Genomic DNA, 14427 nt, shown 5'->3' on the forward strand with positions numbered 1-14427 from the left:
GTTGAGACTTTTACGGCGACCATCGATGACCTGGCTGATGCGACCTGACGTAACCTTCAAATCGATGATGAATGCCCGCCGCCTCCGCCCCGTCGACCTGGCCCGCCTCGCCGGGGTCTCCACGCAGCAGATCCGCAACTACGAGGACGCCGGCATCCTGCCCCCGGCCGCCCGCACCGCGTCCGGTTACCGCGTCTTCGAGGAGGTGCACCGGCGTGCGCTGCTGGCCTATCGCACGCTGATGAAGGGGTACGGGCCGGTGACGGCGACGCGGATCATGCGGACCGTGCACGAGGGGGACGTATCCGGCGCGCTCGCGGTCGTGGATGCCACGCACGCGGCGCTGCACGAGGAGCGGGTCTCCCTGCACGCAGCCAGCGAGGCCCTGGAGGTCCTGGCCGGGCAGCCGCCCGCTCCGCTCCCCCGCTCCGGCGGCCTGCGCGTCGGCGAGGTGGCCGCGCTGCTGGGCGTACGGCCGTCCGCGCTGCGCGTGTGGGAGGCGGCCGGGCTGCTCGCGCCGCGCCGGGAGCGCGGCACGGGATACCGGGTGTACGACCCGGCCGACGTGCGCGACGCCCGGTTCGTACAGACGCTGCGCCGCAGCCACTACCTGCTCGGCCAGATCCGGCCGGTCCTGGACGAGCTGCGCCGCGAGGGGAGCACGGAGGCGCTGCGGGCGGCGATCGCGGCACGCGGGGAGGCGCTGGCGGGCCGTACCCGGGAGATGCTGGAGGGCGCGGGCGCCCTGCACGACTACCTCGGCGTGGTAAGCCCCGTCAGCGCAGCCGGGACGACGACAGGATCGACAGCAGGTGGGCCGGGACCATCACCCACGTGATCACGGCGAGCGCGGCGAGCACCCAGCGCGTGGGTTCGATGCCGCCCGTCACCTTGTCGGCGACCGCAGCGGCCAGCAGGACCAGCGACGCCTCGATGCCGTTCGTCACGCGGTGGATCTTGAACGCGGCGGCGATCCGGCGCACGGCGGCCACGCCCTGCGAGCGCGGGCGGGTCGACTCGTCGTCGGCGACGGCGAGCCCGCGGCGGGCGCGGGCCACGTCGACGAGGTCGGTCGAGGCCTTGAGCAGGACGACGCCGAGGGCGGTGGCGATGCCGACGGAGAGCCAGCCGCCGAACCCGGACTCGGCAGCGCGGTATCCGGCGCCCGCCATGAGCGCGGCGTCCGCCAGATAGGCGCCGAGGCGGTCGACGTAGATGCCGGCCGCGCTGTTCTGGCCCTTCCAGCGGGCGACCTCGCCGTCCACGCAGTCGAAGAGCAGGAAGAGCTGCATCAGGACGACGGCCAGGACGGCGCCGGTCAGGCCGGGGATCATCAGTGCGGCGCCGGCCGCGACGCCGCACACGACCATGGTCCAGGTCAGCTGGTCGGGGGTGACGGGGGTGCGGACCAGTTGCCGGGTGAAGCGCAGCGAGATCCTCCGCATGTACAGGCGGCCCGCCCAGTGTTCGCCGTTCCGGCTTGCCAGCTTGGCCTGCGGCTGGCAGACCTCCCGCAGCTCCTCCAGTACCGGAGCAGCACCCATGACCGTTCCTCCACACCCGGGCAACTGCCGCACGCGCGGCGATGATCGGGCCAGCGTACAGAGGGGGTTTCGGCGGGGCTCGGGCCAGGTCAACGTCGGTGGTCTGATGGGCCGTTGGACCGCGGACCGGTGGCGGTCCGGCCGGTCCGCCTCCGTCGATGTCGGCGGATCTCCGACTGGAGGCCGACTGATCTCCGTTGCCCGGACGGCTCGTCGAGTGGACGCTCAGTCCGGCGACCGTCGCGGCGGCGAGACGCACGCCGGAGGACTCCCGGCCGCCGGCGTACCAGGTGTGCGCGTGGGTGCCCCGGCTGCACGAGGGGCTGTGCTTCGCGAGCCGCTACCCGGACACCGATGTCGCGCACAAGAACCTGCGACTGTACGTGGACCGGCTGCGGGACGTCATCGTGGCGGTCGCGCGGGATCCTGTCTGCTCTCCAGCAGCTCGATCAGCCGCTCGAAACGATTCCGCCAGCGCTGCTCGGACTCCTGTTCCCCCCGGAACTCGTGGGTGAAGCGGAGGGCGGAGCCCTCCTCGCCGTCGCGTTCCAGGTGGAAGCGGATCCGGCCGCCGCCCTCGACCGTGTACTCGGCGACCCGGTCCACGTCCCAGGCGGTGATCTGCCCGCTGCCGAGGTCACGCAGGGTGACCGCGCCATGGAGGTGGGGTTCGAGCACGTCGGCCGGGGTGAACCAGGCGGCGAGCCCGTCCGGCGTGGAGAACGCCGGCCAGACCGCCTCCATGGGCCGGGGAAGCCGCACGAGGAAGTGCAGGATGTGCGTGCTTCCGCGGGTCTGGCTGGCGCCCTGTTCGATGGAACCGGTCATGACACCAGCCTGACTCCGCGCAGGGTGTCGTGCACGCGCTACGGGCGCTCGCCCGGCTTGTCCACGACGGCCCGGCGCAGGACGGCGGTGTTGCTGGTGACGGTGCCCTCCTCGATGTTGAAGTAGTCGTCGGTGGCCACGCTGCGTTCGCCGGGGAACTCGTGGGTCCGCGCGTCGAGGATCCACTCGTCGCGGCTGTGGTTGTCGGGGTCCTGGCGGGTGATCGCCACGCCGCGTCGGCCGACGGCGTCGACTGCGTCCTCCACCACGCTCACGCCGGGGATGCGCGCGACCGCCCGGTAGCGGGCCGCCCGCTGCGCCGGCGGCACGATCGCCGACTGGATCAGGTCGCCGACCCGCAGGGAGGCCCCCTCCTCGTCGAGCTTTCCGCGCAGCCGCCAGGCGTCCAGGAAGGTCAGTGAGACGACGTCCTCGGCGCTCGCCCAGTCGCCGGTGAGCCGGGTACGACGAAGGCCGGTTCCCGTGACTCAGGTCACAGGAACCGGCCTTGAACAGCATGAGGGTCTCAGACCCCGGCGTACGAGTGCTTGCCGGAGATGAAGATGTTCACGCCGTAGTAGTTGAACAGCCAGCAGCCGAAGGCGAGCATGGCCAGGTAGGCGGCCTTGCGGCCCTTCCAGCCGGCCGTGGCGCGGGCGTGCAGGTGGCAGGCGTAGGCGACCCAGGTGATGAAGGACCAGGTCTCCTTGGGGTCCCAGCCCCAGTAGCGGCCCCAGGCGTCGCCCGCCCAGATGGCGCCCGCGATGATCGTGAACGTCCACAGCGGGAAGACGGCGGCGTTGACGCGGTAGGCGAACTTGTCGAGGGAGGACGAGGCGGGCAGCCGCTCCAGGACGGAGGTCGCGAAGGTGCCGGGCGTGCCGCCGGTGGCGAGCTTGTTCTCGTACGAGTCCTTGAAGAGGTACAGGATCGTGGCGACCGCGCCGACGTAGAAGACCGCGCCGCACAGGATCGCGGTGGAGACGTGGATGTACAGCCAGTACGAGTGAAGGGCCGGAACCAACTGGTCGCTGGCGGTGTACAGGACGGTGACGGCGAGGCCGAGATCGAGGAGGACCGTGGTGACCAGGAACAGCCCGAGCCACCGCACGTTCTTCTTCAGTGCCAGCAGCAACAGGTACACGGCGACGGCGACCGTGGAGAAGGTGATGTTGAACTCGTACATGTTGCCCCACGGCGCCCGCTGCACCGAAAGGGCGCGAGTGAGCACGCCGCTGAGCGCGATCAGGAAGGCCAGCACGGTGAGCGAGATGGCGATGCGCCCGTAGAGGTCGCCCTGCGCGTCCCCGCCGTGCGCCCCGGGCCCGTCCGGCACGTCCCGCTGCCCGGCCGCGGCCCGTACGACGACCTTGGGCCGCTCCAGTACGGCGGTGCCGCCGGCCTTGTTGACCGTGACGGCCGGGGCCGCCTTCTTCGCCTCCTGCTTGCCGGAGAGCGCGGCGGCCGTCCGCGCGACCTTGCTGCGGCTGCCGAAGATCCACTCGGCGATGTGGGCGAAGAAGGCCAGGGTGTAGACGGCCATCGCGGAGTAGATCAGCACGTTGCTGATGTTCGCGAGATGTTCGTTGGTGGCGGCGGCGAGAGTCATTGCTGCTCAGCCCCTTCGGCAGGTACGGCTTGGGGGTCGGGGGTGGGGTCGTCGGGAGTGGGGTCGTCGTCCGGGTCGGGCGCGCCCGGGGCCTGGTCGTAGAGGATTCCGGCGAGGTCGCCGAGTTCCTCGGGGACCTTGGCGGACTCGCTGCGGCCTAGGCCGGCCATCTCGACGACGGTGATGCCGTCGGCGCCCCTGACCGCGCGCACCCAGACCCGGCGGCGCTGGATGAACAGGGAGGCGGCGAGACCGAAGATCGCGGCGATGGCACCGCCCAGCGCCCAGCCGCTGCCCGGCTGCTGGGTGATCTGGAACTGCGCCCACTCCTTGATGTTCTTCTCGAAGGTGATCGAGCCGGCGCCGTTCGGGAGCTGCATGGTCTGGCCGGGCTTGAGCAGCTTCTTCAGCAGCTGGCCCTTGGAGTCCTTGAACTCCTTCAGGTGGGACTTGTCGAGCTGGTACACGCTCTGCGGGATGCCGGAGTCGACGCCGAGGTCGCCGTGGTAGGCGTTCAGCGCGAGGATCGGGTTGTCGAGCGCCGGGAACTGGGAGATCATCGCGCCGCCGTGGTAGGTCGGCACGAAGAAGGCCTGGAAGCCCAGCTGTTCCTTCTGGCCCTTGGGGTTGCGGTAGCCGTCCATGACCTTGACCGCGCCGGAGGAGGTGGCGAAGGAGTCCAGCGGCAGCAGCGGCACGGGCTCGTGGTAGACGACGTTGCCCTTGCCGTCGCGGACGGTGACGACGGGGGCGTAGCCGTGGGCGGCCAGGTAGACCTTGGTGTCGCCGAGCGTGAGCGGCTCGTTGACCTTGATGGTGGTCTTCCGCTCCTTGCCGTAGGCGCCCACGCTGTAGTCGATCGTCGCCTGGTAGGTGCGCGGGGTGCCCCGGTTGGGCCCGCTCGTCTCGTACGTGCCCTTGAAGTCCTCCAGGTTGAAGCTGAAGGGGTTCAGGTCGTCGGAGGTGAAGAGGTTGCCGGACTTGAAGTCGTCGTACTGGGTGAGGGTGTTGGAGAAGCCGTCGCCCTCGACGACGAGTTTGAAGCCCTCGGCCTTGAACAACTGGCCCCAGGCGAAGGCGATCAGCATCACGATCAGGGCGATGTGGAAGGCGAGGTTGCCGAGTTCGCGCAGATAGCCCTTCTCGGCGGCGACGGCGTCACCGGCGAGGTGGGCGCGGAAGCGGCGCTTCTTCAGCAGGGCCAGCGCGGCCTCGCGGACCTGCTCGGGCTCGGTCTCGGTGCGCCAGGTGGTGTAGGCGGGCAGCCGGGTCAGGCGCCGGGGCGCGGCCGGGGGGCGGCCGCGGAGCTGGCCGACGAACTGCCAGGTGCGCGGGATGATGCAGCCGATGAGGGAGATGAACAGCAGGATGTAGATCGCGGAGAACCACACCGAGCTGTAGACGTGGAACATGCCGAGCTTGTCGTAGACCTCCCCGAGGGTGGGGTTGTTCTTGACGAACGCGGCGACCTTCGTCGCGTCGGTGCCCTCCTGCGGGATCAGCGAGCCGGGGATGGCGCCGAGGGAGAGCAGCAGGAGCAGCAGCAGCGCGACCCGCATGGAGGTGAGCTGCCGCCAGAACCAGCGGGCCCAGCCGATGACTCCGAGGGAGGGGAGGTTCGGCCCCTCCTCCTTGGGTGCGGTGGAGAGCTCGGAGCCGGCGGCGCTCAGGTCCCGGTCCTCGGCGGCAGCCGACGTCGTGTCCGAGGTCTCCGGTGTCGTGGTCTTGCTCATGGATCAGATCCCCACAGTGAAGCCGTTGGACCAGGTCTGCATCTGCTCGAGGATGCGGTCCCAGGCGCCGGACAACAGCAGCACACCGGTCACGATCATCATGGTGCCGCCAACGCGCATCACCCAGACGTAGTGGCGCTTGACCCAGCCGAACGCGCCGAGCGCCTTGCGGAAGGCGACGGCGGCGAGCACGAAGGGCACGCCGAGGCCCAGGCAGTACGCGACCGTCAGCAGGGCCCCGCGGCCCGCGCTGCCCTGGTTGGAGGAGAGCATCAGCACGGAGGAGAGGGTCGGGCCGATGCACGGCGTCCAGCCGATCCCGAACAGCGCGCCCAGCAGCGGGGCACCGATCAGGCCGCTCACCGGCCGCTTGTGGAGGCGGAACTCGCGCTGGGTGAACCAGGGCATCAGCCCCATGAAGAAGACACCCATGGCGATCATGAGTACGCCGAGCACCTTGGACATGACGCCCCGCTCCTCCTGGAGCGTTTGGCCGAAGTACCCGAACAGGGCCCCGCTGGAGACGAACACGGCGGTGAAGCCGAGCACGAACAGGGAGGCGCCGGCGACCATCCGCCCGCGCCGGGCCTCGGCGAGGTCGGTGCCGGTGACGCCGGTGACGTACGACAGATAGCCGGGCACGAGCGGCAGGACGCACGGCGAGAAGAACGAGACGAGGCCGCCGAGCAGGGCGACGGGCAGGGCCACGAGCAGGGCGCCGTTGAGCACCGTGCCGTTGTAGCCCGCCGCGGCAAGTGTGGTGACGGTCACGTCACTTCTCCGCCAGGACCGGCTTGATCATGGCGCGCAGCTTGTCCTCGGTGAGGGCCTGGAGGGTGCGCGCGGCGATCTTGCCGTCCCGGTCGATGATGAGCGTGGACGGGATGGCCTGCGGGTTGAGGGTGCCCTTCTCGAAGCGGAGCATCAGCTTGCCCGTCGGGTCGTACAGGCTGGGGTAGGTGATCCCGTACTCCTTCTCGAAGGCGAGTGCGGGGCCGGTGCCGGTGTCGCGGGTGTTGATGCCGACGAACTGTACGCCCTGGCCCTTGACGTCCTTGTAGACCTTCTCGAAGCCGGGTGCCTCGGCGCGGCAGGGCGGGCACCAGGAGCCCCACACGTTGATGACGACGACCTTGCCCTTGTAGTCGGCGACGTCCAGCTGCTTGCCGTCGACGGTCTTGCCGGACAGGTCGGGCGCGTCGTGCCGTTCGCTCTTGGCCACGGTGTCGACGCCGTCCTTGCCGAGGACGAAGTTGCTCTCGCCGCCTCCCGAGGTCCCGCCCGAGCCGCACGCGGACAGGGTCAGCGCGGCGCCGGCCGCGAGGAGGGCGGCGCGGCAGGCGCTACGGCGGACATTGTGTCGGGTGTTGCCTCGGTGGTGGGGCGAGGGCAGCGGGGCGCGGCTGGCGGCACTCATGTGAAAAGTTTCGCATGTCCGTTCCGAGGATCTTGCGCACCCCCCTCTCGGGCGGAAACCCGCATTTCAGGCGGCGTTTGGGGAGGGTGTGGCGGTGCCGGCCGGAGTGGCCTTCAGGAGCTCGCTCCACCCGCCCACGGGCTGCTGCCCGACCTCCAGACCGCGCAGCTCGGCGAGCGCCTCCGGCTTCTGTACGTCCATCCAGTCGACGAAAGCGGGCGGTCGGCTTCGGCGCGCCGGGGCGGTCGCCGGCGGAACCCGTCGCCTGGGTCGACCCGTCTGACGACGTGAGGGTGCCGCAGCCGGCGAGTCCGACGGCGGCAGCGGGCCCGCACCGAGGCCGAGCATTCCCCTTCGGGAGAGAGTGCGCATGGCATCCCCGTTCGCCACTGTTTCTCTGAGCGGTCATCCAGTCAGAGGAAGTGAAGAACGGGGAGGTTCCGCCGGTATTCATGGGTTTCGTAACAGAGGCGGACAGCTCGTAACAGAGGCGCGCAGACAGGGCCTACGCCTCAAACATTCGGACGCTTACGCGCCGAAGGCCTTGTCCTTGCCCTTCACCGGCTTGGCGCCGGCGAGGAGGTGAGCCGGGACGAGGTCGCGGGCGGGCTCGGTGTAGCCGACGGACACGATCCTGTCGCCCTGGTAGGTGAAGGACGTGAGGGAGGCGAGCGTGCACTGCCGCTTGCGTGGGTCGTGCCACAGGTGCCGCCGCTCGACGTACGACCGCACGATCCAGATCGGCAGCTGATGACCGACGAGCACGGCCTCGTGCCCCCGGGCCTGCTCCTTGGCTGCGTCCAGCGCGCCCATCATGCGGACGACCTGGTCGACGTACGGCTCACCCCAGGACGGCCGGAAGGGGTTGACCAGGTGCTTCCAGTTGCCGGGCTTGCGCAGCGCGCCGTCGCCGACGCCGAAGGTCTTGCCCTGGAAGACGTTGCCGGCCTCGATGAGCCGCTCGTCGGTGTTCACGTCGATGCCATGTGCCTTGGCGATCGGGGTGGCCGTCTCCTGCGCGCGCTCCAGCGGGGAGGCGCAGACGTAGGTGACGTCGCGGGCGGCCAGGTGCTCGGCGACCCGGTCGGCCATGCGCCGGCCCAGCTCGGAGAGGTGGTAGCCGGGCAGTCTGCCGTACAGGATGCCGTCGGGGTTGGCGACCTCGCCGTGCCGCATGACGTGGACGACGGTGATGTCGCTGCTGTTGTTCGTGCTCACGCGGTCGCCTCCGCCGCTGCTCGGGCCGCCGCCGGAAGGGCGTCGGCGATGCGCTGGACGGCCCGCTCGTCGTGCGCGGTCGAGACGAACCAGGTCTCGAAGGACGAGGGCGGCAGATAGACGCCCCCGGCGAGCATCGCGTGGAAGAACGCGGTGAACCGGAAGGACTCCTGCACCCTGGCCTCCTCGTAGTTCCGCACGGCCCGGTCGGTGAAGAAGACGGAGAACATGTTGGAGGCGCTCTGCAGGGTGTGCGTCACGCCCTCCTTGGTCAGCGCCTCGGAGACCAGGGACTGGATCTGCGTGGACACGGCGTTGACCTTGCCGTACGCGGCGTCGTCCAGGAGCCGCAGCTGTGCGAGCCCGGCGGCGGTGGCGACGGGGTTCCCGGAGAGGGTGCCGGCCTGGTAGACGGGCCCAGCGGGCGCGAGGTGCGCCATGACGTCCGCGCGGCCCCCGAAGGCGGCGGCCGGGAAGCCCCCGCCCATCACCTTGCCGAAGGTCATCAGGTCGGGCCGGACGCCGTCGATGCCGTACCACCCGGCGCGGCTGGTCCGGAACCCGGTCATGACCTCGTCGGAAATGTAGAGGGCGCCGTTGGCGTGACAGGCTCCCTTCAGCCCTTCATTGAACCCGGGCATCGGAGACACGACGCCCATGTTGCCCGGCGAGGCCTCGGTGATCACGCAGGCGATCTCGCCGGGATGGGCGGCGAAGGCGGCGTGCACGGCGTCGATGTCGTTGTACGGAAGGACGATGGTGTCGCCGGCCTGGGCGCCGGTGACACCCGGGGTGTCGGGCAGCGCGAAGGTGGCGACGCCGGAGCCGGCGGCGGCGAGCAGGGAGTCGACGTGGCCGTGGTAGCACCCGGCGAACTTGATCACCTTGGACCGCTGGGTGAACCCGCGGGCCAGCCGGATCGCGGACATGGTGGCCTCGGTCCCGCTCGACACGAGCCGCACCTGCTCCAGGGGCTCGACCCGGGCGATCATCTCCTCGGCGAGGGCGACCTCCCCCTCACCGGGCGTGCCGAAGGACGTACCGCGCGCGACGGCGTCCTGCACGGCGGCGATCACCTCCGGGTGGGCGTGCCCGAGGATCATGGGACCCCACGAGCACACGAGGTCGACGTACTCCCGCCCGTCGGCGTCGGTCAGGTACGGCCCGGTGCCGGACACCATGAAACGGGGGGTGCCGCCCACGGCCCGGAAGGCGCGCACCGGCGAGTTCACACCGCCGGGCGTGACGGCCTCCGCACGGTCGAACAGAGCCTGCGAGGCCGGTGCTTCGTATGGATATGCCAGTTCGCTCATGACCTGCGAATTCTCCGACCTTCCTCGACTTCTCGGATGTCTCGGGCTCCGGTTGCCAGTGACCTGTTCAGGGTAGGCCAGGGGGTGCGGACGGCAGCGAGCCGCCGGGGTGGCCGCCCCCTCCCCGACCCGTTGTCCGGCATCCGCCCCGAACGGGACGGAGAGCGGATCAAGATCTGCAAAACTGGACGTGACACACACCGCGGCTCTCGCCCCCGCCCCCGTACCCGCAGCTCATGGCGGAGGTGGTGGTCAGGGGCTGCGAAGATCCTGCGGACAGATGTTTCACCGCACGTTTCGGCGGGCGGCCGTGGGGGAGGTCACTGACACGATGATCGGGTTGCGCGGCGGGGGCCGCGCGTCCTAGAAAAGCAGTCGGGTGGAGATATGCATCGCGGTGGCGGACTGGGCGAGGGGACTGATGATCTGGGTCCTCGACGTGCCCGGCGGGGAAGGCACCGGCGCGACGCGGAGGAAACGACCGAAGCACGTCAGGCACACGGTGTACCGAGTGAGCCGGAGCCGGCCGATCGGCGGATCGACCACGGGGCCGATCGCCTCCGGGCCGGGAGCAGGAATGGTGGTCGGGTGGGGGTGACGTACAAGTACTTCGGCGCGCCCGACGGCGCGACGGCGGCCCGGGTGCCGATCTCGATGCGTCCCGAGGAGCTCGGCGGCGACGAGCTCGGTATGAACGGCATGTTTACCAAGATCAAGCCGGAGACCATGGCGGCGATGGTCCTGACCGGCATCGAGGGCGTGCCCCTGTACAAGGTCCCGCCCCTGGAACTGGTCGTCCTGCACCCCGACTACGCGGTGGTGAAACTCCCGATGACCGTCGTCGACCCCCTGCGCGGCATCGGCGAGGAGGCGGTCGGCGCGGCGGCGTTCATCTGGTCGACGGTGCCGGACCGGGGTGGGCCGCGGGATGCGTTCAATGTGTACCAGTTGCTGCACGAGTGGCAGGACTTCAGTCATCGGTTGCATGAGGCGGGGCATCAGGCTTATTGCCTTGTTTGGCCCTGAGCTGGAGTTTCGCTGGTTTCCGGGCGGGGTTTCGGGCCCCGCCCTCGTCATGTGCCGGGAGGGTCGTCAGGCGGCCAGGGCACATTGAGGGCACATGGGTTTGGGAGCGGGCACTGATGATGTGCCCTGGGCTTCCAGCCCGAGGTCCTCGGTGAAGGCGTCGTCAATCGCCTTGCGGGTGCGGGTCTCGCCGGACGGCAGGCGAGCATCTCCGGCGAGCTGTCGATCCCTGCGACACGGTCGGCGACTCGGCGAGCTTCCGCGCCAGCAGCCCGTCCCCGCAGCCGACGTCCAGCGCGTCACCGCACCCTCGGGAACGGCGCGGAGGATGCCCGGATGCCGGGCGACGTTGGGCTTCCAGTACGGCTTCGGGTCGGCCTAGGACCCTTCTGACCCATCAGACGGGCCCTGGTGCATCGAGGTCAGCCATCCCTTCGCTGACGTCGGATTCTGGCGGCCACCTCGTTCTGTTCCGTCTCCCACCAGGGACGTACCCGTTCGGGGGCGGGTGCTTGGCCGTGGTCTGCGGGGGGTGCGGGCGCGACGGTGAGTTCCGCGTCCAGGCGGCGGTCCAGCACTGCGGTCTGAGCCTGCTCGGCGCGGTACCACTGGTGGAGCATCGCCAGCAGGAAGGGCAGCGCGACCAGTTCGGCGATGCCGATCATCGCGCCGCCGCCGACCTGCTGGTCGTACCGGACGTCCGACGACCAGGACGGCGCGTGGTGCAGATACCAGGCCCCCGCGATCAACGTGCCGTGCGTCATGACGACGACGCCGGGGACCGCGTCGACGATGCCGTCCAGGAAGATCAGTAGCGCCCGCACCGGATGCGTGCACCAGGACGGCAGCGCCTCTTCGTGGGTCAGCACCGGTACGACGACCAGGCAGCCAGCCGCCAGCAGGTGCAGGTACATCAGCTCGTGCAGCCAGCCCACGTGCAGGGCGGTGGCGAAGTACGGCGTGAAGTAGACCGTCAGCTCGGTGCCCAGCACCACGGCCGTACTCACGAAGGGGAACGTCAGCGTACGCACCACCCGGCTCGTCATCACGCCCCGGACCCGCCCCGCCGCCGCCTTTGGCAGCGCTCCGACGGCCAGCCGCAGCGGATCGCCGAGGGCCAGGCCCAGGGGCGCGACCAGATCGAGCAGGATGTTCTGGACGGCGGCCGGCCAGAACAGCACGTGGTCGTACACGGCGAGCCCGGACATGGTGGCCGCCACCAGTCCCCCGAGCCCGATCAGCACGAAGGCGGCGACGCGGGCGGGCGGCCAGGGCTCGCCGCGCCTGCGCAGCCGGGCCACGCCCCAGCCGTAGAGCACACCCAGGACGATGACCAGCAGCAGCGCGGGGACGTCCAACTGCCACGAGGACAGCAGCCGACCGGCGGTCGGTTCCGCGAGCTGCCCTGCCGATTCCGTCACGGCGTGACCAACCATGCGGGGTGTCCTCCTCCGGGCCTCATGTGCCGAGTTGTCGTGGCGACACAGCGGGACGGTAGTCCTCGGCTGCCCCGGGCCGGGCAGCGGGGTGTCCCCCGGTGCGGGGGGCGGTACCCGGGGCGCCTGCTCCGCCCTCGCACCGTGCTCGCCCTCGACGCCCTCCGCGACCTGCGCGGCGACCTGCCCACGCCCGCGCTCACCCTCCTCAGCCGCTGGCCGCCCGGTTGCCGTTCCCCGGTCAGCTGCTCCTGGTTGCCTTCGCCCTGTGCACCGCCGGGCTGCTGGACCGCCATTTCATGACCGGCAGGGAGCCCCGCCATGTGACACCCAGTACGCCGTCGTCGCCGTCGCCGTCACCGCCGCCGTCACTTGGGCCCTGCGGGCCCTGCCGGCATGAGGGTGGCTCACTGGAGCCGCTTGCTGAGGGTCTCGGCGTCGGCCTTGACCACGTACACCTCCCAGGGTTCCCGGCCGGGGCCGTGCACCCAGACCTTGTCCTGGAGGGCGTAGCAGCAGGCGGTGTCGTTCTCCTCGGTGGTGAACAGGCCGGCCTCGCTGAGGCGGGCGGTGGCGGTGTGGACGGATTCGGTCGACTCGACCTCGACGCCGAGGTGGTCCAGGCGGGTGGGCTCGTCCCCGGTTCCCTCGATGAGGACGAGCTTGAGCGGAGGCTCGGCGATGGCGAAGTTGGCGTAGCCGTCACGGAGTTTGGCGGGCTCGGTGCCGAACAGCTTGCTGTAGAAGGCGACCGATGCGGTGAAATCCGGGACGCGGAGGGCGAGTTGGATGCGTGACATGGTGTGACTCCCTGTGTGGGTTGGGTCAGTTTGCGCTCGGGGGCGCGGTGCCGATCTGGAGGGTCGTCGGGGTGCCGCAGCAGCTGCCGGCGGTATCGGCGCCCTGCGCGGCAGCGGGTTCGTCGTACAGGCCCGCGCCGCCGCACACGCCGGTCTCCGGCAGGGTCAGCTCGACGCGCTCGGCGGCCTCGCGGTCGCCGGCGATCGCGGCGGCGACGGAGCGGACCTGCTCGTAGCCGGTCAGCGCGAGGAACGTGGGGGCGCGGCCGTAGGACTTCATGCCGGCCAGGTAGATGTCCGGTTCGGGGTGGGAGAGTTCGCGGGCGCCGTGCGGGTAGACCGTGCCGCACGAGTGCAGGTTGGGGTCGATGAGCGGGGCCAGCGCGGCCGGGGCCTGGAGACGTTCGTCGAGGCCGAGGCGGATCTCGGAGAGGAAGGACAGGTCGGGGCGGAAGCCGGTGAGGACGATGATCTCGTCGACCGGGTCCAGGCGGCGGCCGTCCTCGGCGACCAGGGCGAGCCGGTCGCCGTCGCGTTCCACAGCCTGGGTACGGAAGCCGGTGACGGCGGTCGCGTGACCTCTCTCCACGGCGGCCTTGGCGCGCAGACCCAGGGCGCCCCGGGCGGGGAGCTGGTCGGCCTCTCCCCCGCCGTAGGTGTCGGCGCCGATGCCGCGGCGCAGGATCCACACGGTGTGGGTGCCGGGCTCTTCCCTTGCCAGGTCCGCGAGTTGGGCGAGGGCCGTGAAGGCGGAGGCGCCGGAGCCCACGACCGCCGTACGTCTGCCCGCGTAGCGGGTGCGGACGGCCGGGTCGGTGAGGTCGGGGACGCGGTACGAGACACGGTCGGCGGCGGCCTTCTCGCCGAGGGCGGGCAGGCCGTCGGCGCCCAGGGGGCCGGGGATCGACCAGGTGCCGGAGGCGTCGATCACGGCGCGTGCGGTGATCCGCTCCTCGCGGCCGTCGGACCGCCGGACGTGCACCGCGAAGGGCTGCTCGTCGCGGTCGGCGTCGACGATGCGGTCGCGGCCCGCGCGGGCGACGCCGGTGACTGTGGCGCCGTAACGGACCCTGTCGCCGAGGACGTGGGCCAGCGGCTGGAGATACCGCTCGGCCCAGTCGCCGCCGGTCGGGTACGTGGTGCCATCGGGGCGCGTCCAGCCGGTGGGGGCGAGCAGCTTCTCGGCGGCCGGGTCGGTGACCTCGGACCACGGGGAGAACAGCCGTACACGTGCCCACTCGCGTACGGCGGTTCCGGCGGACGGGCCCGACTCCAGAACCAGGGGTTCGAGGCCGCGCGCGACAAGGTGGGCGGCGGCGGCCAGGCCGACGGGGCCGGCGCCGATGACGATGACGGGCAGGTGGTCGGGCGCGTTCACTTGATTCCCCTTTGTTTCGACGTTCGTCGATGCCTTACGACGCAAGCATGACCCTTGATTCGACGTACGTCAACATAGACATGCATCTCATCAGCGCGGGCGCTGCTGACCACGGCACCGGCCCG

15 protein-coding genes are annotated in these 14427 nt (G+C 70.7%); 2 read left to right on the forward strand and 13 right to left on the reverse strand.

Going from position 1 to position 14427, the window contains the following annotated elements:
* The first annotated feature begins 64 nt into the window (after nt 1-64).
* Nucleotides 65-838: a MerR family transcriptional regulator gene (locus H8R17_RS24245; protein WP_187825358.1), complete on the forward strand. Its 774-nt coding sequence runs from the start codon at nt 65-67 to the stop codon at nt 836-838.
* Here H8R17_RS24245 and H8R17_RS24250 read toward each other — a convergent pair.
* The 10 genes from H8R17_RS24250 to hemL form a co-directional block, all read right to left on the reverse strand.
* Complete coding sequence (locus H8R17_RS24250; RefSeq protein WP_187825321.1) at nt 777-1544, reverse strand: CDP-alcohol phosphatidyltransferase family protein; 768 nt, start codon at nt 1542-1544, stop codon at nt 777-779. The genes H8R17_RS24245 and H8R17_RS24250 overlap by 62 nt on opposite strands.
* A 402-nt stretch (nt 1545-1946) precedes the next feature.
* Nucleotides 1947-2372: a hypothetical protein gene (locus tag H8R17_RS24255; RefSeq protein ID WP_187825322.1), complete on the reverse strand. Its 426-nt coding sequence runs from the start codon at nt 2370-2372 to the stop codon at nt 1947-1949.
* 38 nt (nt 2373-2410) lie between these two features.
* A complete protein-coding gene (locus H8R17_RS24260; RefSeq protein WP_316959516.1) occupies nt 2411-2701 on the reverse strand; it encodes a hypothetical protein in 291 nt (96 codons plus the stop codon).
* 197 nt (nt 2702-2898) lie between these two features.
* Nucleotides 2899-3981 carry a c-type cytochrome biogenesis protein CcsB gene (ccsB, locus tag H8R17_RS24265; RefSeq protein WP_187825323.1) on the reverse strand — a complete coding sequence of 361 codons (1083 nt, stop codon included), beginning with the start codon at nt 3979-3981 and terminating at the stop codon, nt 2899-2901.
* Nucleotides 3978-5714, reverse strand: a complete 1737-nt coding sequence (locus tag H8R17_RS24270) for a cytochrome c biogenesis protein ResB (protein ID WP_187825324.1) — start codon at nt 5712-5714, stop codon at nt 3978-3980. Before H8R17_RS24270 ends, ccsB begins: the two co-directional genes overlap by 4 nt.
* A gap of 3 nt (nt 5715-5717) precedes the next feature.
* On the reverse strand, nt 5718-6485 hold the full coding sequence (locus tag H8R17_RS24275) for a cytochrome c biogenesis protein CcdA (protein WP_187825325.1): 768 nt from the start codon (nt 6483-6485) through the stop codon (nt 5718-5720).
* A gap of 1 nt (nt 6486) precedes the next feature.
* Nucleotides 6487-7131 carry a TlpA disulfide reductase family protein gene (locus H8R17_RS24280; protein ID WP_187825326.1) on the reverse strand — a complete coding sequence of 215 codons (645 nt, stop codon included), beginning with the start codon at nt 7129-7131 and terminating at the stop codon, nt 6487-6489.
* A gap of 66 nt (nt 7132-7197) precedes the next feature.
* Entirely contained in the window at nt 7198-7332 is a 135-nt protein-coding gene (locus tag H8R17_RS47290; RefSeq protein WP_262505471.1) for a hypothetical protein, read from the reverse strand.
* A 327-nt stretch (nt 7333-7659) separates the two neighbouring features.
* On the reverse strand, nt 7660-8307 hold the full coding sequence (locus tag H8R17_RS24285) for a histidine phosphatase family protein (RefSeq protein ID WP_187825360.1): 648 nt from the start codon (nt 8305-8307) through the stop codon (nt 7660-7662).
* Nucleotides 8308-8345: 38 nt separating this feature from the next.
* Entirely contained in the window at nt 8346-9662 is a 1317-nt protein-coding gene (gene hemL, locus H8R17_RS24290; protein ID WP_187825327.1) for a glutamate-1-semialdehyde 2,1-aminomutase, read from the reverse strand.
* 588 nt (nt 9663-10250) lie between these two features.
* Between hemL and H8R17_RS24295 the strand changes: the two genes are divergently transcribed.
* Nucleotides 10251-10688 (forward strand): hypothetical protein, encoded by a 438-nt coding sequence (locus H8R17_RS24295; protein WP_187825328.1) that lies wholly within the window; start codon nt 10251-10253, stop codon nt 10686-10688.
* A 422-nt stretch (nt 10689-11110) separates the two neighbouring features.
* On the opposite strand, the gene H8R17_RS24300 is transcribed toward H8R17_RS24295, so the two are convergent.
* The 3 genes from H8R17_RS24300 to H8R17_RS24310 form a co-directional block, all read right to left on the reverse strand.
* On the reverse strand, nt 11111-12124 hold the full coding sequence (locus tag H8R17_RS24300; protein WP_187825329.1) for a cytochrome c oxidase assembly protein: 1014 nt from the start codon (nt 12122-12124) through the stop codon (nt 11111-11113).
* A 407-nt stretch (nt 12125-12531) separates the two neighbouring features.
* The gene (locus tag H8R17_RS24305) at nt 12532-12924 is read right to left on the reverse strand and encodes an ArsI/CadI family heavy metal resistance metalloenzyme (RefSeq protein ID WP_187825330.1); all 393 of its coding nucleotides are present in this window, start codon (nt 12922-12924) and stop codon (nt 12532-12534) included.
* A 25-nt stretch (nt 12925-12949) separates the two neighbouring features.
* Nucleotides 12950-14302, reverse strand: a complete 1353-nt coding sequence (locus H8R17_RS24310) for an NAD(P)-binding domain-containing protein (protein WP_187825331.1) — start codon at nt 14300-14302, stop codon at nt 12950-12952.
* Between the last annotated feature and the right edge of the window lie 125 nt (nt 14303-14427).

Source organism: Streptomyces sp. TRM68367, from assembly GCF_014495685.1.
Lineage (GTDB): Bacteria > Actinomycetota > Actinomycetes > Streptomycetales > Streptomycetaceae > Streptomyces.